The sequence below is a fragment of the Aurantiacibacter luteus genome (assembly GCF_001010945.1).
GTDB lineage: Bacteria > Pseudomonadota > Alphaproteobacteria > Sphingomonadales > Sphingomonadaceae > Alteraurantiacibacter > Alteraurantiacibacter luteus.
Genome location: NZ_LBHB01000002.1, coordinates 780360 through 799690, shown reverse-complemented (window position 1 = coordinate 799690; position 19331 = coordinate 780360). Strand labels below are relative to the sequence as shown.

The window sequence follows — 19331 nt, the reverse complement described above, 5'->3', positions numbered from 1 at the left end:
CGCGACCTTGGTCCCCACATGGGCGGGCAAAGGAGATTGACGAATGAGTGAGACAGCAATCATCGCCGGCGGCTGCTTCTGGTGCACCGAGGCCGTGTTCCGCGACGTGATCGGGGTGGAGCAGGTCGAGAGCGGATACATCGGCGGGCACGTGGCCGATCCGACCTACAAGCAGGTCTGCGGCGGCGACACCGGCCATGCCGAGGCGATCCGCGTGACCTACGATCCATCGGTCGTCACCCTGCCCGAGATCTACGACATGTTCATGGGCACCCACGATCCGAGCCAGCTGAACCGCCAAGGCAACGACGTCGGCACTCAGTACCGCAGCGCGATCTTCCCGCTGGACGACACCCAGCGCACCGAGGCCGAAGCCGCCATCGCTCGCTGGAACGAGGGGCACGCGGGTCAGACCGCCGTGACCACGATCGAGGAAGCCAGCCAGTGGTATCCGGCCGAGGACTATCACCAAGAATACTGGGAGGGCGAAGGCCAGCGCAATCCCTACTGTCTCGCCGTGATCCCCCCCAAGCTGATGAAGCTGCGCAAGAGCTTCGCCGACAAGGTCAAGGCGTGACGATCACCGTCCACCACCTCGAGAATTCACGCTCGCAGCGCGTGCTGTGGATGCTCGAGGAACTTGGCCTGCCGTACAACGTGAAGCGCTACGAACGGGACAAGGCGACCATGCTCGCCCCGCCGGAACTGAAGCGCGTCCATCCGCTCGGCAAGTCGCCAGTGATCGAAGATGGGGGCCGCGTGGTGGCCGAGACCGGGGCCATCGTCGAATACCTGGTGGACAAGGCCGGCGGCAGGCTCGGCCCGCCGGAAGGTGAGGACGCGGCGCTGCGCTATCGCTTCTGGCTGCACTATGCGGAGGGTTCGCTGATGCCCCCGCTGGTCCTGAAACTCGTGCTCTCGCGCATCCCGCTGATGGGCAAGCCGGCGATGAAGCGGATTCAGCCGATGATCGACGTCCATCTCGATTACGTCGAGAGCGAGCTGGCGAGCCGCGAATGGTGTGCCGGCGACGCCTTCAGCGCGGCGGACGTGATGATGAGCTTCCCGCTGGAAGCCGCGCGCAACCGCGCCGGGCTGGACGAGAGCCGACCGGCTACCATCGCCTGGCTCGAGAAGATCCATGCGCGTCCCGCCTATGCCGCAGCGCTGGCGGCGGGCGGACCCTACGCCTACGCCTGAGAGGCGCGGAAGCGGGCCACGAAGAAGCCGTCGAGCCCGCCCTCTTCCGCCAGCATCCCCGGATCGGTGCGGACCTGGCCTTCGGCGGTCGGCTGAATGCCAGCGGGCAGTTCGTCGGCGGTGACGGGCGCTGGGAGCAGATCGCAGGTGGCGGCGACGCCCTCGCCCTCCTCGCGTTCCAGCGAGCAGACCGCGTAGACCAGCGTGCCGCCGGGCGCGAGCCAGTTGGCGGCGCGCTCGAGAAGCTGCGTCTGCAAGGTTGTCGCCGCCTCGATCTGGCGAGGGCCGATGCGGTGGATCACGTCGGGATTGCGGCGGCAGGTGCCCGTCGCGGTGCAGGGCGCATCGAGCAGGATCGCGTCGAACTGCTCGTCGGGGTGCCAGCCCATCGCGTCGGCTTCGACGATTGCGGCGGCAAGGCCCGTGCGTTCGAGGTTCTGGCGCAGGCGTTCGAGGCGGCGGCTTGAGTTGTCGAGCGCTGTCACCTGCCAGCCCATGCTCGCCAGTTGCAGCGTCTTGCCGCCCGGCGCGGCACAGAGGTCGAGCACTCGGCGTCCTTCGCCCGCGCCCAGCAACCGCGCGGGGATCGAGGCGGCGAGGTCCTGCACCCACCACGCGCCGTCATCGAAGCCCGGCAAGGTCTCCACCGCCGTGCCGCGCGGCAGGCGGACATGGCCGGGCGCGAGGCTCGTGCCGCCAAGCTGCTCGGCTACGGTCGCGGTCTGCGAAGGATCGCGCAGGGTCAGGTCCAGCGGCGGCGGAACGGCGAGACCCGTGGCGATGGCCTCCGCCCGCTCACCCCAGCGCGCGGCGACTTCGGCGGGCAGCGTAGGGCTGTGCGGCAAACTCGCCTCCTTGCGGGTCAGCGTGGCGAAAACACCGTGCGCCAGCCGCTTAGGCCCACCGTCGAGCAGCGGCAGCGCGGTCGCCACCACGGCGTGCGGCGGCGTCTCCAGCCGCAGCCATTGGGCGAGCATCATGCGCAGAACCATGCGGGCCTTGGCATCGGAGGGCAGCACCTCGCGCGTGGCGCTATCGATCAGCGCATCGAGATCGACCAGCCAGCGCAGCACTTCGCCCGCGACGGCGCGGGCCAGCGCGCGGTCGGAGAAGCTGGGCAATCCGTTCGCCGCCCCGCCCGCCTGCTCCATCGTCTCGCCCCGCCGCAGCACGGCATCGAGCATCTTGAGCGCGGCGCGGCGCGGGGGGAGGCCGGGTATCTGGGGCATGGGGTGCCTCTAGTCCGCCTTGCGCGCCCGCGCCAGTGCGCCCATCTTGCCCCCATGACAAAGCGCGCGACCCAGCGACCCGAGAGCTTCGTAAAGCCCGCCTACTGGACCAGCGAACCCCCACCCGCGCCCGAGGCGCCGGTGGTGGACGAGGCGCTCAGCCCCACGCGCTATGGCGACTGGGTGATCAAGGGCGTGGCGATCGACTTCTAGATCCACCCCGCCAGTTCGCGCCGCACCAGCGTCTCCAGCATCGCCATCCCTTCCGCGCCCGCATTGAGGCAGTCGAGGACGTGGAAATGCTCGCCGCCCGCGTCGATGAACTGCTCGCGGCCGCGGATCGCCAGTTCTTCCAGCGTTTCGAGACAGTCGGCGGAAAAGCCCGGCGCGGCGATGGCGAGGCGCTTGGTGCCCGCCCTGGCCTCGGCCTCCAGCACGGCGTCGGTCGCGGGCTCGAGCCACTTGGCGGGGCCGAAGCGGCTCTGGAAGGTGGTGGCCATGCGGATGTCCGGACGCGCCATCGCCTCTTCGAGCAGGCGCGCGGTCTTGCGGCAGTGGCAGTGGTAGGGATCGCCCAGCTCCAGCGTGCGCTTCGGCATGCCGTGGAAACTCAGCAGCAGGACCTCGGGCACGAAGTCGAGCGCGGCCAGCTGGCGACCGAGGTCGCTCGCCAACGCCTGGATGTAGGCGGGATCGTCGTGGTACGGCGGCAGCGTGCGCAGGGCCGGCTGCCAGCGCTGGGCCCGCAGCCAGTCGGCCGCCTTGTCGACCACGGTGGCGGTCGTGGCGGCGCAGTATTGCGGATAGAGGGGGCTGAGCAGGATGCGCTCGCACCCTGCCTCGAACATTGCCGCCAGCCGGTCCGGGATCGCGGGGTTGCCGTAGCGCATGGCCCAGTCGACCACGATGGCCGGGCTCTCCCCGGGCGACAGCCGCTCCTGCAGCTCGAGCGCCTGCTCCGCCGTGATCGCGGCGAGCGGGGAGCCCTTGTCGGTCCATACCTGCCTGTAGGCATGGGCGCTCTTCTTCGGGCGCGTGTTGAGAATGATCCCGCGCAGGATCGGCTGCCAGGCGATTTGCGGAATCTCGACCACGCGCCGGTCGGACAGGAATTCGCCAAGATAGCGCCGCACCGCCCCGGTCTCCGGCGCGTCGGGCGTGCCGAGGTTGACCAGGAGCACGCCGACACGGCCCTTCTTCACCGGGGGATGATCGGGCGGGAGAAGGGCGGTCATAAGAGGCGTCCGGTTCAGGTAAGGGCGGAGAGCAGCGGTAGGCGGCGCAGGCGCAGGCCGGTCGCGGCGTGGAAGGCATTGGCGATGGCGGGCGCGGTGGCGGGCACGCCGATCTCGCCCGGATCGAAGGGTTCGGCGCTGCTGGAGAGCAGGCTCACGTGGATTTCCGGGCAGTCGGCAAGGCTCGGCAGCGAGAGCGAGGACAGACGGTGGTTGGTCGGCAGGCCGTCGGCGTAATCGGTATCGCAGCCTAGTGCCATCGCCAGGCCGAAGACCAGCCCGCCCTCGATCTGCTGCAAGGCGATGTCGCGGTTCACCACGCGGCCGATGTCGGCGGCAGCAAACAGCTTGCGGACCCTGAGCCCGCCCTCGCCGCGGGCGGCCTCGGCGATCACCGCGATCCGGCCAGTGGCACCGAAGAGGTCCATCCGGTGGCAGGCAAGGCCCTGCCCCGCACCACCGATCCCGCCGCCCTGCTGGCCGCCGTCCCAGGCCGCCAGCTGCGCCGCCGCCTGCAGCACCGCGACCATGCGCGGATCCTGCCCCAGCATGGCGACGCGGTAGCTCAGCGGCTCGCGCTCGTGCCGCTTGGCGGCCTCGTCGAGGAAACATTCGCGGAAAAAAGCGGTGTAGCCGTGCGCCCCGCCGCGCATCCGCGAGGTCGGTAGCTTCAGGCGCACGGGCACGTGCGTCACCGCGACGTCGGGAATGGCGTAGCTCGCCAGCAACCCTTCGACCGACAGCGGATCGGCCTCGTTCGCCGTCTCCGCGATGGCCGCCCAGCTCGTCCGGTTGTCGAACATGCGGCGGCCCAATTCGGGCATGGTCGGCGGGCAGGCGATGCGCGCGCGCAGGCCCATGATGCTGCCTTCGGGCGCGATCCGCGCGCCGAGCAGCGCGGCGACGGGCGGGCGCGGATAGCTGGCGACGTGTTCCTGCCAGCGCGACCAGGTCAGCTGCACCGGCCTGCCGGTCTCGCGCGCCAGCAGCGCCACCTCGATCGCCGCCTGGTTATCCAGCCGCCGGTCGAAACTGCCGCCCGCCGCGACCGGATAGAGGATCACGTCCTCGTGCCCGATGCCGAGCGCGCCCGCCGCCGCCGCGCGCGCGGCCTCGGGCGTCTGCGTCGGGAGCCACATCTCCAGCTTGCCGTCGACCAGCTGGGCGGTTGCCGATGTCGTCTCGATGGTCGCGTGCAGGCCCGGCGCGACGTCGTAGCGCAGCGCGAGGTCGGGAGTGTAGCCGGTGTCGCCCTCGCCTCGCTCGAACATCACCTCGCCCACGCCGCGCCGCACGCGATTGTCGAGCGCCTCGGCCATCGCCGCGCCCTGCACCGGCTCCTCGACCGAGAAGCGCGGCGCGATCTTGCGCAGCGCCTCTTCCGCCGCCCACCAATTGTCGGCCACCGCGGCCAGCCAACGCTTGCCGCGCACCAGCTGGACCAGCCCGCGCTGACCACTTGCAAGCGAGGCGTCGAAATCGAGTAGCTCGGCGCGGTCGTGCGGCCCGTGGCGGATCGCGGCATAGACCATGTTCGGCAGCCGCACATCGGCGGCAAAGACGTGGCTGCCGTCGACCTTGCTCGGCAGGTCGAGCCGGGGCCATGCCAGCACCCGCTCGCGTTCCGCATCCTCGCCCGTCGCCAGCGCCAGCTCGGCGGGCGGATCGGGCAGCAGCGGCGGCGGATCGGGCGGGGTCTGGCTCGCCGCCTCCAGCGCCAGTTCGGCGAAGCTGGCGCGATTGGCATCATGGTAGATGAAGCCGTTTTCCGCCCGGCACTGCTCCCACGGCACGTCCCAGCGGTCTGCCGCCGCCTGCGCCAGCATGGCCCGCGCCGCCGCGCCCGCGTTGCGGCACGATGCCTCGTAGGCGGCGAGCGCGGTGCCCTCGGCGGTGGCGGTGAAGCGGTTGTCCTGCGCCCAGCGTCGCAGCAGCAGTTCGTCCGGCTCGTCCTCCCAAGTGCCCAGCAGCGGCCGCCACAGCGGCGCCCAGCGCGCGGCGAGAGGTACGTTGGCATAGGCGCCGCTGACCGGGGCGGGCTCGACCGCGACCTGCCGCCAGTCCGCGCCCAGCTCCATCGCCACGACCTGCGGCAGCAGCGTGGTGACGCCCTGCCCCATCTCCAACTGCGGCACGGCGACGGTCACCACGCCGTCCGCCGCGATCTTCAGCCAGGCATCGAAGGCGGCTTCGCCAGGGCCGGGCGAAAGCGGGTTGTCGAATTCGCGCGGCATCAGCGTCCAGGCGACGAGCAGCCCGCCGCCCGCCGCGGCGCCTGCCAGAAGACCGCGGCGCGAGATCCGCATTCAGGCGCTCTCGAGGAAGCGCGCGACCTGCGCGGCGACGGCCTTGAACGGTTCGGCGTAGGCACCCTCGCTCGCGGCAGGCGGCTGGCCGGTGTCGGAGCCGACGCGAATGTCCATCGCCAGCGGGATGCGCCCCAGGAACGGCACGCCGAGCGAGTGCGCCGCCGCCTCGGCCCCGCCCTGCCCGAACGGCTGACTGACCTCGCCGCACGAGGGGCAAAGGTATCCCGCCATGTTCTCGGCCACGCCGATCACCGGGATCTGCGCCTGGCGGAACAGGTCGATGGCGCGCGCCGCGTCGATCAGCGCCAGATCTTGCGGCGTGGAGACGACAACCGCGCCGACCGGCTTGAACTGCTGCATCATCGTGAGTTGAACGTCGCCGGTGCCCGGCGGCAGGTCGACCAGCAGCAGTTCGGCCTCGCCCCAGTCCGCCTCCATCAGCTGGGCCAGCGCCTTGCCCACCATCGGCCCGCGCCAGGCGATGGCGCGCCCGCCCTCGATCAGCTGCGCCATCGAGACGAAGCTGACGCCGAACTCGCTCTGGTGCGGGATCAGGGTCTGCCCCTCGGCGCGCAGCTTGTTGCCGCCCGCGTCGAGCAGCATGGATTGCGAGGGGCCGTAAATGTCGGCATCGACGACGCCCACCTTGTGGCCCATGCCTGCAAGGGCCACGGCGAGATTGGCGGTCAGGGTCGACTTGCCGACGCCGCCCTTGCCGCTGCCTACCAGCACGATGCGCCGCTCGCGCCTTTCCGCCATCAGCGCCACGCGCACCTCGGCCACGCCCTCGAGCGCGCCCACCGCCGTCTCAAGCTCGCGCTGCAATTGCGCCGCGGCGGAGCGGCCCAGCGCGCCCGCATCGACGACCAGCGTCGCCACGCCATCGCGCAGGGAGACGGAGCGCACCATACCGGCCAGCTCGGCGGGAATGGCGGCGCGGATCGCGGTTTCGCTGCTCATGGCCCGCCTGCTAGCGCCTCGCGCCCGCCGGGTCAGCAAGTTTGCTGGGCCCACCCCCTGTTTTTTGCCGCGAGCCTACCTATAGAGAAGGGCATGGAACGTTTGGGCGGTTTTATCGACAGGATCGGCCTTGCCATGGCCGGGAAGAAGAATCCCTGGGGCACGGCAGGCGGAAGCGGCAGCGATGGTGGAGAGGGCGGCGGCACGCCGCCAAGCTCAGGCGACGAGACCCCGCGCGGGCCGCGCAACCCCTGGCTGCCGGGCGGCGGCAGCGACGCGGGCGAACCCGGCCGCGGCCGGCGCGGCGCGAATATCGAGGACATCTTCCGCAATCGCGGCCCCGAAGGTCCGCGTCGTCGCCCCGGCGGCCCCGGCGGCGGCGGGCCGACCTTCCGCCTGCCCGAGAGGCCCGGCGGCAAGAGCTGGCTGCCCATCGCGCTCGCCGGCATCGCCGTGGTCTGGGTGGCCGTCACCTCGGTCCACTTCGTGCAGCCGCGCGAACAGGGCGTCGTTACCTGGTTCGGCGGCAAGTACGCCTACACCATGAACCCCGGCACCAACTTCACCGCGCCCTGGCCGATCCAGACCGCCACCGTCGTCGACGTGGGCGAAATCCGGCTCGAGGAAATCGGCAGCGGCGGGGAGAACCTGATCCTCACCGGCGACCAGAACCTGGTCGACCTGAGCTATCTCGTGCGCTGGAACATCAAGGACCTGGTGCAGTTCGAATACGAGCTGCCCGACCCCGAGGCGACGGTCCGCGAAGTGGCCGAATCGGCCATGCGCGAGAGCATCGCCGAGACCGATCTCGACACCGTCCTCTCCGGCTCCGGCCGTGCCGAGGTGGAGGCGCGGGTGCGCGAGCGCATGCAGTCCATCCTCGACGCCTACGACGCCGGCATCGCCGTGCAGGGTGTGGAGGTCGCGCGGACCGAGGCGCCGGAACAGGTGATCGAGGCCTTCAACGACGTGCTCGCTGCCCGCCAGGACCGCGAGCGCAACCTCAACGATGCGCGCCGCTACGAACAGCAGGTGCTGGCCGACGCGCAGGGTTCGGCCGCCGAGTTCAACGAGATCTACGCCCAGTATCGCCTCGCCCCCGAGGTGACGCGCCGGCGTCTCTATTACGAGACCATGGAACAGGTGCTGCGCGGCACCGACAAGACGGTGATCGAGGGCGGCAGCGGGGTAACCCCCTACCTGCCCCTGCCCGAGGTGCAGCGCCGCTCGCAAGGTTCCGCCCAGGTCGTCACTCCGCCCGCAGGAGGCCAGTAATGGACCGTTTCTGGCAGACGCACCGGATGTCGGTGATCGCGGTCGCGGCGCTTCTCGTCGCGCTCCTCAGCACGGTCGTGATCGTCCCCGAAACGCAGCAGGCGGTAAAGATCCGCACCGGTGAGCCGGTCGAGGTCATCAACCGCTTCGACCCGGCGCAACCCTACGGCAGCACCGGCGCGGGCATCTGGTACCGCATCCCCATCGTCGAGCGGATGCAGTTCGTCGACCGGCGCATCCAGAACCTCGTCATGGAAAACGAGACGGTGCTGTCGAACGACCAGCAGCGGCTCGAGGTCAACGCCTTTGCCCGCTACCGCATCTACGATCCCGTGTTGTTCGTGCAACGCGCGGGCAACGAGGAGCTTCTGCGCGGCCAGCTGGCGCGCATCCTGCCCTCGGTCCTGCGTCAGGAACTGGGCCGGCGCACATTTGCCAGCCTGCTCACCGCCGAGCGCGGCAGCGCGATGCGCAATATCCGCGACCAGCTCGACGAGCAGGCGCGGCAATACGGCGCGCAGGTGCTCGACGTGCGCATCGCGCGCGCCGACCTGCCCAGCGGCACGCCGCTGCAGTCGGCCTTCACCCGGATGCAGTCCGAACGCAGCCAGCAGGCCGAAACGATCCGTGCGGGCGGAAGGCGCGACGCGCAGATCATCCGCGCCGAGGCCGCGGCGGAGGCCGCGCGCATCTATGCCGAGGCCTACAACCAGGATGCTTCGTTCTACGATTTTTACCGCGCCATGCAGAGCTACCGCGCCACATTCGGCCCGGCGCAGGCGGGGGAGACCGACGTCGGCGAGAGCTCGATCATCATGGACGACAGCAACGATTACCTGCGCCAGTTCAGGGGGCGCAACTGAGGGTTCGATTACACCTGTCGTTAAACACAAGTTCAGCCGCTTTGGGCTGGAAACCGTGGCGGGGCAGGAGGCGTTGCGAAGCGGACCATCGCCGCGATGCGAATTGAGATAAAGGACCACAAGGACGTGAAGCCAGTGCGCTATTCCTATTCGATCACCTCGGCCCTGCTGCTCGGCGGTGCCGCCATCTCGCTCATCACCGGCGCGCCCGCCGGGGCGCAGGTCGCGCAGAACGACCGGATGCATATGGAAGGCGTTGTGCCGCGCGCCGGCGCGCCCGCCAGCTTCGCCGACCTGACCGCGCAGCTGCAACCCGCCGTCGTCAATATCTCCACCCGCCAGTCGATCACGGTGGAGCAGCAGGCCAACCCGTTCGAGGGCACCCCCTTCGGCCAGTTCTTCCAGCGCCGCCAGCAGGGCCCGAGCGGTCCGCGCACGCAGGAGGCGACCTCGCTCGGCTCCGGCTTCATCGTGTCGGCCGATGGCTACATAGTCACCAACAACCACGTCGTCGCGCCTGATGCGCGGGCCACGCTGGAAGAGGTGACGGTGACCCTCGCCGACGGCACCGAATACACCGCCGAGCTCGTCGGCACCGATCCGCAGAGCGACCTCGCGGTGCTCAAGATCTCTGGCAGCAGCGCGTTTCCCTTCGTGCGCTTCGGCAATTCGAGCGAAGCGCGCGTGGGCGACTGGGTGATCGCCATCGGCAATCCGTTTGGCCTCGGCGGCACGGTGACGAGCGGCATCGTCTCCAGCGTGCTGCGCAACGTCGGCAGCGGCGCTTACGACCGCTACATCCAGACCGACGCGGCGATCAATCGCGGCAATTCGGGTGGTCCGCTGTTCGACATGCAGGGCAACGTCATCGGCATCAACAACGCCATCCTCTCGCCCTCGGGCGGCAGCGTAGGCATCGGCCTTGCCATTCCGGCCGAGACCGCCAGCCCCATCGTGGAGCAGCTGATCCGGGGCGAGGAAATCCAGCGCGGCTATCTGGGCGTGTCGATCCAGCCGGTGGACGACGACATCGCCGATGCGCTGGGCATCGAGCGCGCGCGCGGCGAGCTGATCCAGAGCGTGCAGCCGGGCGAGGCGGCAGAGCGCGCGGGTCTGCGCGCGGGCGACGTGGTGGTCTCGGTCAACGATACCGAGGTCACGCCCGATTCTACGCTCAGCTACATCGTCGCGAACATCGCCCCGGGCACGACCATCCCCGTCACCTACGTGCGCGACGGCGAGCGTCGCCGCACCAACGTGACCGTGGGCCGCCGCCCCAGCGAGGAGACGCTGCGCCAGCAGCAGATGTTCCAGAACGAGGACAACGGACCCAGCCAGTCGCAGCCAAGCGACAGCGGCGGGCTCGTGGCCGAGCAGCTCGGTATTCAGGCGCTGCCGATCGATCCCACCATCGCCCGTCAGCTTGGCGTCCCCGCCGATACCCGCGGCCTTGCCATCACCAACGTCGATCCCAACTCCGACGCGGCGCGTCGCGGGCTGGCGCGCGGGGTGATGATCCTCGCCGCCAACGGGCGCGAGGTGCCAACACTCGCGGCGCTCGAAGCCGTCATCGAGGCGGCCCGGCGCGACGGGCGCGGCGCGGTGCTGCTGCGCGTGCAGGCGCGCGGCGGCCAGCCGCAGAGCATCCCGGTCCGCTTGACGGGGAATTGATCTTGATAGCGAGCCCGCCTCCGCGGGCTCGTCCTCGCTAGACGCACTTCGCTGCGCTGCGTGCCCGCTGCGGGCGGGCGGTTGCCCTTGCGGCCCCCTGGGCCGTGATGCCTAGGAGCTTTCCAGAATCGGTCGGCGACGAGCCGACCGCAAGGCCGACCGGTCGCCCGCAGGTGCCGCGTAGTGTAACGAAGCGAACAGCACCGAGGATGAACCCGCGGAGGCGGGTTCTCCCACGAAAGCAGGCTACTCCCCCGGCCGTCGCGGCTGGGCGGGCTGGCTTTCGGGCGGACGCTGGCCGGTGGCGCGTTCGAGGAAGTCGTCGCTGGCGGCGGGCGGCACGTCGGGGCGGCGGACCGGGCGCGGCTGGGGCTGTGGCTGGCCGGGCAGCGCTGGCTGGGTGCCGGGGCGCACCGGCTGCGGATCGAGCGGCTCGCCGCGGCGCACGTTCACGCCCTCGCCTTCGACGTCGAAGCCGTCCTGCCCGCGCGGGCGGCTGGTGCGACCGGGCTCAACCAGATTCCCCTGCTCGTCGATGTAATAGTAATAGCCGTCGTCGCCTTGGTCGCCGTAATAGAACTCGTCGTCGGGCTCGAGCTGCCATTCGGGCAGTTGCAGGTCGGTCTCGAACTCCTCCACTGGCCGGTCGCGCACGGCATAGCGCATGAAGGCGGCAAAGGCGCTGGCAGGCGCGGTGCCGCCCTGCAGCCCCGCCACCCGGCCGTTGTCGTCGCGGCCCATCCATACGCCGGTGGTGATGCCGCTGGAAAAGCCGACGAAATAGCCGTCGTTGTTGGCGTTGGTCGTGCCGGTCTTGCCCGCCACTGGCCGCCCGATCTGCGCTGCGCGGCCCGTGCCCGTGGCGACCGCGGTCTGCAACAGGTCGGTGATGCCGGCCGCGACGTAGTCGGGCACCAGGCGATAGGCCGTAGCCTGCTGGTGCTGGTAGAGCAGGTCGCCGTCTACCGTCGTCACCTTGGTGATGCCGTAGGGTTCCACCGAGTTGCCACCCGCCGATACCGCGGCAAAGGCACGCGTCATGTCGATCAGGCGCACCTCGTTCGAACCCAGAACCATCGAGGGATAGGTGTTGATCTGCGAGGTGATGCCGAAGCGACGGGCCATGCTGGCGACGTTGGAAAAGCCGACCTCGTTGCCGAGCTGCGCCGCGACCGAGTTCTTGGAATAGGCGAAGGCCGTGCGCAGGTCGATCTGACCGGCATAGCTGCCGCCCGAATTGCGCGGGCTCCACCCGTCGATGGTCACCGGCACGTCGTTCACGGTGTCGTCGGGCGTGTACCCGGCCTCGAGCGCGGCGAGGTAGACGAACAGCTTGAACGAGGAGCCGGGCTGCCGCATCGCGTCGGTGGCGCGGTTGTAGCTGGAGGTGACGTAATCGGTGCCGCCGACCAGCGCCAGCACCGCCCCGTCGCGGTCGAGGCTGACGAGCGCGCCTTGCGTTCCCGCTCCCGGCACGTTGGACTGGATGGCGGTGGTCGCCGCGCGCTGCATCCCCACGTCCAGCGTGGTCCACACCTCGATCGGCTCGAAGGTGTTCGACGGCAGCAGCAGGTCCAGCTGCGGCAGCGCCCAGTCGGTGAAATAGCGGATCGAGTTCTGCGCCTCGGTCTCGCGCAGGTTCACCGCCTCCACGTTCACCTCGCGCGCGGTGGCGGGATCGAGGTCGCCGTACTTCACCATCTGCGCGATCACCACGTTGGCGCGGCCCACGGCTGCGTCGATGTCGGCGGTGGGGGAATAGCGGCTGGGAGCCTTCACCATGCCGGCGATGATCGCCGCTTCCTCGAGGCTCAACTCGCGCGCGGGGTGGCTGAAGAACAGGCGGCTGGCGCTGTCGATGCCGTAGGCGCCGCCGCCGAAATAGACCTTGTTGAGGTAGAGCTCGAGGATCTGGTCCTTGGAGAAGTTCCATTCCAGCGCCAGCGCCAGGATGCCCTCGCGCAGCTTGCGGTCGAGCGAGCGGTTGGAATTGAGGAAGACGTTGCGCGCCAGCTGCTGGGTCAGCGTGCTGGTGGCGGAGACCTGCCGGTCCTCGTTCACCGCGTTCCACACAGCGCGCGCCAGGCCCGCGGGATCGACGCCGATGTGCGAATAGAAGCGGTGATCCTCGACGCTGATCATCGCGTCCTTCATCACCTGCGGGATTTCGTCCGCCGGAATCCACTGCCCGTAACTCGGTCCGAGTTCGACGATCTCCGACCCGTCTCGCGCGCGCACGAGGATGGTCTGGCCGACCTGGCTCTGCTTCAGCGCGGCATAGGAAGGCATGGAGCGGGCGGCGAAATAGACCGCGGTGAACAGGCCCAGCGCGCCGAGCAGGCCGACGACGAGACCGGTCACGAACAGCCGCTTCGTCCAGCGCCAGACGCCTGCCTTCCAGCCGCGCTCCTCGCTCTCGCGCATGCGCTCCTCGGCGCGCGCGCGGCGGCTGCGTTGTCCTCGTCTGGTGGAGCCCGTGCTCCGGCGTCCTGCCATCGACCCTCAATGTCCTCGCGAAGCCCCTAGGCGCTCAAGGGCACCTAGGGCGGGAGGTGTGCATAGGGCAATCGTAATCGCGGGTGAACGCCCGGCGCGGTCACTCGCCCGCTTTATCCTCCGGTTCGAATTCCAGCGCGGCGGAGTTGATGCAGTAGCGCAGGCCGTTCGGCCCCGGACCGTCGGGAAAGACGTGGCCGAGATGGCCCGCGCACTTCGAGCACACGACCTCGGTGCGAACCATGCCGTGCGAGGCGTCCTGGTGCATTTCCACGGCCTGCTGGTTGGCAGGCGCGGTGAAGCTGGGCCAGCCCGATCCGCTGTCGTACTTGTCGGCGCTTTCGAACAGCGGCTGGCCGCACCCGGCGCACTTGTATTCGCCCTCGGCCTTGTTCTTGTCGTACTTGCCGGTGAAGGCCCGCTCGGTCCCCGCTTCGCGCAGGACGTGGTACTGCTCGGGGCTCAGCTTCTCGCGCCATTCGGCGTCGGTGAGGGTTGTCTTGTCGGTCATAATTATCCTTTCGTTCGCGCCTCCGCGCGAACGTCCTCGGTGCTGATCGCTCCGCTACGCTGCGCGGCACCTGCGGGCGGCCGTTCGGCCTTGCGGTCGCTGACGCGCCCGAACCAGTGCTTGTCCTAGAGAGATATATCGGTCCGCGACAAGAGGACCGCAAGGGCAACCGCCCGCCCGCAGCGGGCGCAGCTTGCCTGCGCGTCTAGCGAGGACGAAACCGCGGAGGCGGTTTCGCAAAACAAGTCACGCATTCACGTCGGCGTAGGAACGCGGCGGCGGCAGGCCATCCATCTTCTGCCGCAGCAGCGGGGCAAAGCTGGGGCGGCTCTTCATCACGCGGTACCAGCCGTGGGCGCTTTCGTGGCCGGTCCAGTCCATGTCGCCGAGGTAGTCGACCACCGAGAGCTGCGCCGCGGCGGCGAAGTCGGCGAGGCTGAGCTGGCTGCCCGCCACCCAGCGGCGATTGTCGATCAGCCAGTCGATGTAGTCGAGATGCTCGTGCAGCAGCCGCCGCGCCGCGGTCAGCACGCGGCTGTCGGGCGACTGGCGCAGGACGAGGCGCTTCCGCATCTTTTCGTACAGCAGCGGGGCGGTGATGTCCTGGTAGAAGCTCTCGTCGAACAGCGCGACCAGCCGCCGCACCTCGGCCCGGGCGCGCGCGCTGCCCAGGATCAGCGGGCGGTCGTCCACCGTCTCCTCGAGGAACTCGCAGATCGCCATGCTGTCCATCAGCGTCACCCGGCGATCGGGATCGTGCAACACGGGCACGCGGCCCGCCGGGTTCAGCTGGCGGAACCGCTCGTCCGCGTCCCACGGATAGAGCGTGACCAGTTCGTAACCGATCTTCTTCTCGCCCAGCGCGAGCTGGACCTTGCGGCTGAAGGGGCAGAGAGGGAACTGGTAGAGGTGCCACATACGTGGACAGTGCCCATGCCCGATGGCGCGGGCGCGGTCCAGCGCCGGGCGATTGTTATCAATCGCTTTCGGGGAGGTCCCGCGCCGTCTGCCCCGCCATCTGAGCGTTCATGCGCTCTTCCATCCGGGCGCCCACTTCGCGAAGGTGCGGCAGCATCTCGCCGAATGCGCCCGCCATCGCGGACATGGCGCCCAGCATCCGCGGCATCCGCTCGGCCACGCGCGCCGGCATCTCCGCGGCTTCGGGCCCGACGAGGTCGGCGACGCGGGCATCGGGATCGACGCGCGGGCGCGGCTCATCCGACATCTCGTCCATCGCCTCCATCAGCGGGGCGACGCGCATTTCCATGAGCGCGCCGACCAGCGTGGCGGCAACCAGCGACATCTGCTCCTGCACCGCGGGATCGTCGAGCTGCTCGACCGCCTCGGCAATGGCGGCATCGTCCTGCGCGAATGCGGGCAGCGGCGCAGTGAAGGCGGCAAGGGCGGCGGTGGCAGCGATCAGGGGCCGGGGCATGGTGTCGTTCTCCGGGTCGGTTGGACGCCCGATCCCCTATCCGCATCCCGCTTTCGCGAGGCTGAATGCCCGGGTCCGGCTTTTCAGGCAGCGGGCAGCAGCGGCAGGCAGGCGGGCATGACCTGCGCCAGCGTGCCGTTGTCGCGGATGTCGCGGGCTTCGGCACCCAGCGCCGCGGCCACGGCCTCGCGGCCAAGCCCGGCCTCGTCCATCACGCGGGCCGAGGCCTGCACGAAGAACTCGCGTCCGCGCAGGCGCAGGTCGGGATAGGCGCGCATGGTCGCATCGCCCGCCTCCTGCCCGCGCGCGACGATGGCGAAGGCGGCGGAGCAGCGCACCAGCATCCGCTGTTCGAGCGACAGGCGCGGCGCTTCCTGGGCGATGGCGGGCGTGGCGACACCGGCGGACGAGACGGCGATCATGCCTGCGATCAGGACGGGGCGGAGGGGAAACAGGGTCATGCAGCGCCCCATAACGCGAGTGAAATGAACGCCGGCTTCACGCCTCGCCGTGCCGGCGGAAACACGGCGCAGCGGCATTCGAAACGGCGTTGTGGCGCGCGACGGAACATGGGGCTAGGGCGAACACGATCATCCGCCCTACATCCTCCGGAGCAGTGAATGACCGACTACCCCACCTTGCACATGATGATTGAGGGCGAACGCGTGACCGCCGGTTCGCGCCGCACATTCGACGTCGTCAACCCGGTGAGCGGCGACACGCTTGCCGAACTGCCGCTGGCCGATGGCGCCGATCTCGACCGCGCGCTCGATGCGGCGCAGCGCGGGTTCGGACGCTGGCGCTATACTCCCGCCGCCGAGCGTGCGCGCGTCCTCCACGGGGCCGCGGCGCTGATCCGCGAGCGGGCCGAGGCGCTGGCCCGCACTGCCACGATGGAGCAGGGCAAGCCGCTGGCCGAGGCGAAGCTGGAATGCATGGCGGTCGCGGCCTGGTTCGACTTCGCCGCGGGCGAATGCCAGCGCCTCTACGGCCGTGAGCTGGTGCGCCCGGTCGGCCAGCGCAGCGTGGTGCGGTGGGAGCCGGTCGGCCCGGTCGCGGCCTTCGCGCCGTGGAATTTCCCGCTCGCCAATCCCGGCCGCAAGCTGGGCGCGGCGGTCGCGGCGGGCTGTTCGATCATCCTCAAGAGCGCCGAGGAAACGCCCGCATCTGCGCTCGGCGTGTTGCAGGCGCTCTACGACGCCGGCCTGCCGAGCGACGTGGCGCAGGCGGTGTTCGGCGTGCCCGACGAGGTCAGCCGCCACCTGCTTTCGAGCAGCGTCATCCGCAAGCTGAGCTTCACCGGCTCCACCATGGTCGGCAAGCACCTCGCCAAGCTGGCGGCGGACAACATGATCCGCACCACGATGGAACTGGGCGGCCACGGCCCGGTGCTGGTGTTTGGCGATGCCGATATCGACAAGGCGCTCGCCACCGCCGCATCGGGCAAAACGCGCAATGCGGGGCAGGTCTGCGTTTCACCCACCCGTTTCATCGTCGAGGAAAACGTCTTCGAACGCTTCCGCGACGGCATGGCCGAGCGGCTGGCGGCCACGCGGGTCGGCAACGGGCTCGACAAGGATACGCAGATGGGCCCGATGGCCAATGCCCGCCGCCCCGATGCCATCGGCAAGTTCGTCGCCGACGCGAAGGACAGGGGCGCCAGGCTGGCGACCGGCGGCGAGCGGATCGGGAACCAGGGCTTCTTCTTCAAACCGACCGTCCTGTCCGAAGTGCCGCTGGATGCCGAGGTGATGAACGAGGAACCCTTCGGCCCGCTCGCGCTGGTCAATCCCTACGCCGGAGAAGATGCGATGATCGCCGAGGCCAATCGCCTAAACTACGGCCTCGCCGCCTTTGCCTGGACAAGCGACGTGCAGCGCCAGCGCCGCATCGCCGACCAGCTGGAGGCCGGGATGGTCGGCATCAACACCCATGCGATAGCCGGGCCCGACGCGCCGTTCCAGGGCGTGCAGTGGTCGGGCCACGGCAGCGAGGACGGGCCGGAAGGCGTAAAGGCCTGCATGGTGGTGAAAGCGGTCCACGAGGCCTAGCGACCGGGCGTGGAGAGGCGAGGCGAGGCTGGAGTTCGGGCTGCTGAGCGCCGTTCTGGCCTCCGCCGGGGCGGCTGTCGCCGGGCCGCTCGCGGATTGGGTCGCGGCGCGCATGGGCAATCGCGGCATGATTTGGGTGGTGGTGCTAGCGCTCTGACACTCCCTTGCCGAAATCTGGACCTACAGCGCGGAGAGTGCAGGCGACCTCTACTTGAGCTTCACCATCTATTTCCTAATCCCGACGTTGTGGCTGCCGCCAGCCTATGACCTGCTGCCGGACCTCGTACTGTCACGATGTGGGGGATCATCTTTTCGAATTTTCTCGTCATCATGCCGCTGCGTGGGCAAGGGATGAACACCTATGCCGAACGGATGATTTCCGATCGCATCGGCGGCGACCTGGCAGGCGCGTTCTTCCGGGTGAACTGGTTCGCGCCGGTCATCGTCGGCCTCATGGCGATCGTGCTCATCTGTTATGGGCGTGACGAGGATCCTATGCTCGAAAAGGCACGCGCCGGGGGAGAAGAGATATGACAAACGTCCGCGAGGCGGCCTTCGCGGTGTTCGACCACTTCGGTGTGGACCGGCTGTTCGGCAATCCCGGCAGCACCGAACTGCCGATGCTCAAGGGCCTGCCCTTCCCCTACGTCATGGGCCTGAACGAGGCGGTCGTGGTCGGCATGGCCGATGGCTACGCCCGCGCCAGCGGCAGGCCCGCGCTGGTCAATCTGCACAGCGCTGCGGGCACCGGGCATTCGCTCGGCAACCTGTTCACCGCGTGGAAGAACAACGCGCCAGTGGTCGTCACCGCCGGGCAGCAAGCGCGCAGTATCCTGCCCTTCGATCCCTTCCTGTATGCCGAGCGGCCGAGCGAATTCCCCCGGCCCTATGTCAAGTTCGCCATCGAGCCCGCGCGCGCCGAGGACGTGCCGCTGGCCCTTGCCCGCGCGTTCGCCGCGGCGCTGACCCCGCCGATGGGCCCGGTCTTCGTCTCCATCCCGGTCGACGACTGGGAACGGACATGCGACCTGCCCGACCTGCCGGTCCTGACGCTATGTCCCGTACCCTCCGCCACCGGGATCGAAAGCCTCGCCGCGCTGCTGGACCAGGCCGAGAACCCCGCGCTCGTGCTCGGGACCGGGGTCGCCAACGCGGGCGGCTGGGCCTGCGCGGTGCGGCTGGCGGAAAAATGCGGCGCACACGTCTATGCCGCGCCCTATGCCGCGCGCGAGACCTTCCCCGAGGATCATCCGCAGTTCGCCGGCTTCCTGCCCGCATGGCGCGACCGGATCCGCGAGATGCTCGCGCCCCACGACGCAATCCTCGTCTTCGGCGCGTCAGTATTCACCTATCACGTCGAGGGAGAGGGCCCGCACTGGCCGCCGCACGCCACGCTTGGCGCGCTGTCGGACGATCCGGCGCATCTCTCCAACCTTCCCGGCGGGATCGGAGTGCTTGGCGATGTCGAGGATGGCCTCGCACAGCTCGCCCACCGCACCAACGTGCGCCCCTTCGTCGGCGAGCCCCGGACCATGGCCGCGCCCGAAGCTGCGATGACGTCCGCCCACGTGCTGGCCCAAATCGCCGCGCTACGCCCCGAGGGCGCGATTATCGTCGAAGAGGCGCCGACCGCGCGCGGCCCCATGCACGACCACCTGCCGATCCTTCGCGAAGGCGGTTTCTACACCTGCGCCAGCGGCGGTCTCGGATACGGCCTGCCCGGCGCGGTCGGGGTCGCCATGGCGCAGGCAGACAAGGTGATTGCCGTGCTGGGCGACGGCGGGGCGATGTATACGATTCAGGGCCTTTTCACCGCCTGGCAGGAGCAGCTCCCCGTCAGCTTCGTCGTTCTCAACAACGGCGCCTATGCTGCGCTCACCAGTTTTTCCGGCGAGTTCGGCATGAACCACGTGCCCGGCTGCGATCTTGCGGGGCTCGACTTCGTCAGCCTCGCCAGGGGCATGGGCCTGGAAGCGCTGCGGGTCGACTCGGTGGACGACCTGGATGCAGCGCTGGAATGGAGTTTTGCTGCGGGCGGCCCGACATTGCTCGACCTGCGCATCGCCTGACCTGCCTGGCGGTTAACCCCGCATATT

18 protein-coding genes are annotated in these 19331 nt (G+C 69.5%); 9 read left to right on the top strand and 9 right to left on the bottom strand.

Annotated elements, in window-relative coordinates; all coding sequences use genetic code 11:
- Positions 1 to 43: 43 nt before the first annotated feature.
- Both msrA and AAW00_RS10380 read left to right on the top strand, forming a co-directional pair.
- A complete protein-coding gene (gene msrA, locus AAW00_RS10385; RefSeq protein ID WP_047004243.1) occupies positions 44 to 577 on the top strand; it encodes a peptide-methionine (S)-S-oxide reductase MsrA in 534 nt (177 codons plus the stop codon).
- The gene (locus tag AAW00_RS10380; RefSeq protein WP_047004242.1) at positions 574 to 1200 is read left to right on the top strand and encodes a glutathione S-transferase family protein; all 627 of its coding nucleotides are present in this window, start codon (positions 574 to 576) and stop codon (positions 1198 to 1200) included. The genes msrA and AAW00_RS10380 overlap by 4 nt, the downstream gene beginning before the upstream one ends.
- Here the strand turns inward: AAW00_RS10380 and AAW00_RS10375 are convergent.
- The gene (locus tag AAW00_RS10375) at positions 1191 to 2429 is read right to left on the bottom strand and encodes an RsmB/NOP family class I SAM-dependent RNA methyltransferase (RefSeq protein WP_047004241.1); all 1239 of its coding nucleotides are present in this window, start codon (positions 2427 to 2429) and stop codon (positions 1191 to 1193) included. The genes AAW00_RS10380 and AAW00_RS10375 overlap by 10 nt on opposite strands.
- A 54-nt stretch (positions 2430 to 2483) precedes the next feature.
- Between AAW00_RS10375 and AAW00_RS14655 the strand changes: the two genes are divergently transcribed.
- The gene (locus tag AAW00_RS14655) at positions 2484 to 2642 is read left to right on the top strand and encodes a DUF1674 domain-containing protein (RefSeq protein ID WP_082125012.1); all 159 of its coding nucleotides are present in this window, start codon (positions 2484 to 2486) and stop codon (positions 2640 to 2642) included.
- Here AAW00_RS14655 and hemH read toward each other — a convergent pair.
- Genes hemH through AAW00_RS10360 form a run of 3 tightly spaced genes read right to left on the bottom strand, consistent with a single transcriptional unit; the run spans position 2639 to position 6933 of the window.
- Positions 2639 to 3664, bottom strand: coding sequence for a ferrochelatase (hemH, locus tag AAW00_RS10370; protein WP_047004240.1), 1026 nt, complete (start codon positions 3662 to 3664; stop codon positions 2639 to 2641). The two genes, AAW00_RS14655 and hemH, sit on opposite strands and share 4 nt — an antisense overlap.
- Positions 3665 to 3678: 14 nt before the next feature.
- On the bottom strand, positions 3679 to 5970 hold the full coding sequence (locus AAW00_RS10365; RefSeq protein ID WP_047004239.1) for a molybdopterin cofactor-binding domain-containing protein: 2292 nt from the start codon (positions 5968 to 5970) through the stop codon (positions 3679 to 3681).
- On the bottom strand, positions 5971 to 6933 hold the full coding sequence (locus AAW00_RS10360) for an Mrp/NBP35 family ATP-binding protein (protein WP_047004238.1): 963 nt from the start codon (positions 6931 to 6933) through the stop codon (positions 5971 to 5973). It lies immediately after the preceding gene.
- 135 nt (positions 6934 to 7068) lie between these two features.
- On the opposite strand from AAW00_RS10360, the gene hflK reads away from it, so the two are divergent.
- The 3 genes from hflK (at position 7069) to AAW00_RS10345 (ending at position 10742) form a co-directional block, all read left to right on the top strand.
- Positions 7069 to 8208, top strand: a complete 1140-nt coding sequence (gene hflK / locus AAW00_RS10355) for a protease modulator HflK (RefSeq protein ID WP_047004581.1) — start codon at positions 7069 to 7071, stop codon at positions 8206 to 8208.
- Positions 8208 to 9071 carry a protease modulator HflC gene (gene hflC, locus AAW00_RS10350; RefSeq protein WP_047004237.1) on the top strand — a complete coding sequence of 288 codons (864 nt, stop codon included), beginning with the start codon at positions 8208 to 8210 and terminating at the stop codon, positions 9069 to 9071. Before hflK ends, hflC begins: the two co-directional genes overlap by 1 nt.
- 96 nt (positions 9072 to 9167) lie before the next feature.
- On the top strand, positions 9168 to 10742 hold the full coding sequence (locus AAW00_RS10345; protein ID WP_047004236.1) for a Do family serine endopeptidase: 1575 nt from the start codon (positions 9168 to 9170) through the stop codon (positions 10740 to 10742).
- Between the two features lie 246 nt (positions 10743 to 10988).
- On the opposite strand, the gene AAW00_RS10340 is transcribed toward AAW00_RS10345, so the two are convergent.
- The 5 genes from AAW00_RS10340 to AAW00_RS10320 form a co-directional block, all read right to left on the bottom strand.
- Positions 10989 to 13238 (bottom strand): transglycosylase domain-containing protein, encoded by a 2250-nt coding sequence (locus tag AAW00_RS10340; RefSeq protein ID WP_420911627.1) that lies wholly within the window; start codon positions 13236 to 13238, stop codon positions 10989 to 10991.
- Positions 13239 to 13338: 100 nt separating this feature from the next.
- The gene (msrB, locus tag AAW00_RS10335) at positions 13339 to 13749 is read right to left on the bottom strand and encodes a peptide-methionine (R)-S-oxide reductase MsrB (protein ID WP_047004234.1); all 411 of its coding nucleotides are present in this window, start codon (positions 13747 to 13749) and stop codon (positions 13339 to 13341) included.
- Positions 13750 to 13995: 246 nt separating this feature from the next.
- Complete coding sequence (locus tag AAW00_RS10330) at positions 13996 to 14667, bottom strand: glutathione S-transferase family protein (protein WP_047004233.1); 672 nt, start codon at positions 14665 to 14667, stop codon at positions 13996 to 13998.
- A 58-nt stretch (positions 14668 to 14725) separates the two neighbouring features.
- The gene (locus AAW00_RS14295) at positions 14726 to 15184 is read right to left on the bottom strand and encodes a hypothetical protein (protein WP_052761872.1); all 459 of its coding nucleotides are present in this window, start codon (positions 15182 to 15184) and stop codon (positions 14726 to 14728) included.
- 83 nt (positions 15185 to 15267) lie between these two features.
- The gene (locus AAW00_RS10320; protein WP_047004579.1) at positions 15268 to 15645 is read right to left on the bottom strand and encodes a hypothetical protein; all 378 of its coding nucleotides are present in this window, start codon (positions 15643 to 15645) and stop codon (positions 15268 to 15270) included.
- Between the two features lie 159 nt (positions 15646 to 15804).
- Here AAW00_RS10320 and AAW00_RS10315 point away from each other — a divergent pair, with 159 nt between their 5' ends.
- From AAW00_RS10315 to mdlC, 3 genes are all read left to right on the top strand, one after another.
- A complete protein-coding gene (locus AAW00_RS10315; RefSeq protein ID WP_047004232.1) occupies positions 15805 to 17235 on the top strand; it encodes an NAD-dependent succinate-semialdehyde dehydrogenase in 1431 nt (476 codons plus the stop codon).
- 351 nt (positions 17236 to 17586) lie between these two features.
- The gene (locus tag AAW00_RS10310; protein WP_156170034.1) at positions 17587 to 17769 is read left to right on the top strand and encodes a hypothetical protein; all 183 of its coding nucleotides are present in this window, start codon (positions 17587 to 17589) and stop codon (positions 17767 to 17769) included.
- Entirely contained in the window at positions 17766 to 19304 is a 1539-nt protein-coding gene (gene mdlC / locus AAW00_RS10305) for a benzoylformate decarboxylase (protein ID WP_047004230.1), read from the top strand. Before AAW00_RS10310 ends, mdlC begins: the two co-directional genes overlap by 4 nt.
- Positions 19305 to 19331 lie beyond the last annotated feature (27 nt).

Excerpts from the sequence above, each read along its gene's own strand:
- msrA (WP_047004243.1), top strand. The coding sequence starts at position 44 with ATGAGTGAGACAGCAATCATCGCCGGCGGCTGCTTCTGGTGCACCGAG.
- AAW00_RS10375 (WP_047004241.1), bottom strand. The coding sequence starts at position 2,429 with ATGCCCCAGATACCCGGCCTCCCCCCGCGCCGCGCCGCGCTCAAGATG.
- AAW00_RS14655 (WP_082125012.1), top strand. The coding sequence starts at position 2,484 with ATGACAAAGCGCGCGACCCAGCGACCCGAGAGCTTCGTAAAGCCCGCC.
- hemH (WP_047004240.1), bottom strand. The coding sequence starts at position 3,664 with ATGACCGCCCTTCTCCCGCCCGATCATCCCCCGGTGAAGAAGGGCCGT.
- AAW00_RS10365 (WP_047004239.1), bottom strand. The coding sequence starts at position 5,970 with ATGCGGATCTCGCGCCGCGGTCTTCTGGCAGGCGCCGCGGCGGGCGGC.
- AAW00_RS10360 (WP_047004238.1), bottom strand. The coding sequence starts at position 6,933 with ATGAGCAGCGAAACCGCGATCCGCGCCGCCATTCCCGCCGAGCTGGCC.
- hflK (WP_047004581.1), top strand. The coding sequence starts at position 7,069 with ATGGCCGGGAAGAAGAATCCCTGGGGCACGGCAGGCGGAAGCGGCAGC.
- hflC (WP_047004237.1), top strand. The coding sequence starts at position 8,208 with ATGGACCGTTTCTGGCAGACGCACCGGATGTCGGTGATCGCGGTCGCG.
- AAW00_RS10345 (WP_047004236.1), top strand. The coding sequence starts at position 9,168 with ATGCGAATTGAGATAAAGGACCACAAGGACGTGAAGCCAGTGCGCTAT.
- AAW00_RS10340 (WP_420911627.1), bottom strand. The coding sequence starts at position 13,238 with ATGGCAGGACGCCGGAGCACGGGCTCCACCAGACGAGGACAACGCAGC.
- msrB (WP_047004234.1), bottom strand. The coding sequence starts at position 13,749 with ATGACCGACAAGACAACCCTCACCGACGCCGAATGGCGCGAGAAGCTG.
- AAW00_RS10330 (WP_047004233.1), bottom strand. The coding sequence starts at position 14,667 with ATGTGGCACCTCTACCAGTTCCCTCTCTGCCCCTTCAGCCGCAAGGTC.
- AAW00_RS14295 (WP_052761872.1), bottom strand. The coding sequence starts at position 15,184 with ATGCCCCGGCCCCTGATCGCTGCCACCGCCGCCCTTGCCGCCTTCACT.
- AAW00_RS10320 (WP_047004579.1), bottom strand. The coding sequence starts at position 15,645 with ATGACCCTGTTTCCCCTCCGCCCCGTCCTGATCGCAGGCATGATCGCC.
- AAW00_RS10315 (WP_047004232.1), top strand. The coding sequence starts at position 15,805 with ATGACCGACTACCCCACCTTGCACATGATGATTGAGGGCGAACGCGTG.
- AAW00_RS10310 (WP_156170034.1), top strand. The coding sequence starts at position 17,587 with ATGAACACCTATGCCGAACGGATGATTTCCGATCGCATCGGCGGCGAC.
- mdlC (WP_047004230.1), top strand. The coding sequence starts at position 17,766 with ATGACAAACGTCCGCGAGGCGGCCTTCGCGGTGTTCGACCACTTCGGT.